Annotated in this window: 1 protein-coding gene; it reads right to left on the reverse strand. The window is 58.1% G+C overall.

Annotated elements, in window-relative coordinates; genetic code table 11:
- Positions 1-2,104, reverse strand: a 2,104-nt coding sequence (locus ABX749_RS29855) for a site-2 protease family protein (protein WP_372899248.1), incomplete at its 3' end; no start/stop codon positions are given.
- Between the last annotated feature and the right edge of the window lie 227 nt (positions 2,105-2,331).

The following is a 2,331-nucleotide window of genomic DNA, read 5'->3' on the forward strand; positions in this document are numbered from 1 at the left end:
CGGTCGGATCGAGTTGAACGTGGGCCTTGTAAGACGTCGTTTCCGGTCGCAGCACGCCGGCCTGATCGACACGGCTGGAGAGTTGTTGATCCACCGCCAATTCCGTTGGAACACTTTTCACACTCACTCGTGAAATCTCTGTCACCGTGCCTGCGATGACTTCACCGCCGGCGATGTCCAACAGCAGCTTCACCCGCTGATCCTTGCGGACAAATTGCAGGTCCGATTGGTCGATGTAGACCGCCGCTTCAAAAGCATCTTCCTGGCCGATCAGGCAATACAGCGTCTTTCGCTCCAGCGTCATTCCCAAGTTGTTCGGGTCCATCGGCGTGCCGCTCCAACGGACCAGTTCCAGCTCACCGGGCGTCGGCGGCTGCACTGTCGGCGGAGCCAGCACCGTGCCGTCGACCGGAGCGGTCAACACCAACGCTTGTTCGTCGTTGCGCAACTGAACCAATCTGCGTTGCAAGTCCGCCAGGATTTCTCGGGCGGCCGGCAATTGAGAAGCCAGCGTCTCGTCGTCGCCACGCAACGATTCCAAATGCTTGACCCGCAGTTCTTGGTGACTCAGCTGACCACGAACACTTTCCAGCTCACGCTTGACATCGATGTTTTCCAAGTAGGCCAGCGGTTCTCCCGCAGCCACCTTGGTTCCGGCAGCAACCGATTGCGTCAGCCGGCCCGGCACCGAAACATAGACGCGGCGGGCATTCAACGGCTCGATCATCGTCGGCGCGACAATCCGACAGGGAAGCGGCACCCATAGGCAGGCTGCGAACAGCAAGGTCACCACCCCAGCGGAAATCAACAACCGGCCGGGCTTCATTTTGCGACGTGTCGAAGGGTTGGTCATGATTCTCGCTACCGCGGTCAAGAGAGGCGAAAGAAGACCGACGAGCAAAACGACGGTCAAAATCTGGGCGATCAAAATCAATCCCGCCGGTTTGCAAATGCGGTACACCAGAAACAGGATCGAAACCATCACCACCATTCGGTAAAGCATCGACGCGAGGGCATAAAGGAACAACACTCCGCGTCGCCCCTGAACGGAGACCGGTTTCCCCGGATCAATGCCCAGAAACACACGCCAGGCGAGACGCTGCACCACGCGCCGTGAGTCCTGCCAGAGATTCGGCAAATCCAGGACGTCGGACAAGATGTAGTAGCCGTCATACCGCAGCAGCGGGTTTCCGTTGAGTAGCACCGTTCCGATCGAACAGACAATCATCACGTTCAGGCAGAGGGTGTTGAACAATCCGGGTTGGCTGGACAACCATAGGATCGTGCAAATCGCTGCCAGAACCACCTCCACAACGATCCCCGCTGCACTGATCGCCACACGCTGCAATCGACTGGACAGCTTCCATGCGTCGGTCACATTGCAATACAAACAGGGCGTGAACACCAACAACATGACACCCAGCTCATGACAGCGGGCGGCGTAGTGTTTGCACGTCAACGCGTGACCGATTTCATGAAGCAACTTGATCAACGCCATCGCTACGGCCAACGCCAATAAATTGCGCGGGCTCAATAACGCATTCATCTCCGGCAATCGCCGTGTCAGTGAAGCCTCTTGCGTCACCAGTAACGCAACCGCCGTGACAACCAATAAACCACACGCCGCACCACACCAGGGCGAGAACACCCAACGCAGTTTCGGGTACAGCCAGTTCAGTAAACGTTCGGGATCAAATCCGCGAAATCGGATCGCCAGCGGATTGGAGAATGCGTTCATCCACGAGGCGCGTCGCTGCTGGTCATGACGCGTCCGCAACGGTTCGCCTTGTCCCGGTGTATCGGAAAGGACCAGGCCGCTGCGATGCAAATGGGCCACAAACCAGTGCAGCCGTTGGTTGGTCATCCGGCGCGGGGCGAAACGTTGTTCAAACCGTTGCTTGATCTGCTCCAGACTCGAGCGACCATCGAGCCACCCCAGGATCGCGAACTCCTCCTCACGAAACTGATAGTATCGCAGCGCAAGCGGGTCTTTGATCACCCACACGGACTGTCCGCGACGACGCTGCGGGTAGACTTCCAGGTCCGGACGTTTGCGAAGCTTTAGACGCCCCGCTCCCGCCGATGATTCACTGTCGGTCGACACTTCGCTCGTCTCCCTGGTGCTCTGTTCCGATTTGAATGAAGGGTTGCGTTTGTCGAGCGGAAAAGGGGTCAGGTACCAAAAACCAAATGGCCCGACGGGTGCTTCGCATTTTTGGTACCTGACCCCTTTTTCGCGGCACCCCAGGGTCAATCCGTGATGATCGACATTCGAGCGCGATGGCCGGGTTGCAATCGTCCGTCGTGGGTGTCGACCTCGGCCCAGATACG

It is taken from the genome of Stieleria sp. (assembly GCF_041595215.1).
Taxonomy (GTDB): Bacteria; Planctomycetota; Planctomycetia; order Pirellulales; family Pirellulaceae; genus Stieleria; species Stieleria magnilauensis.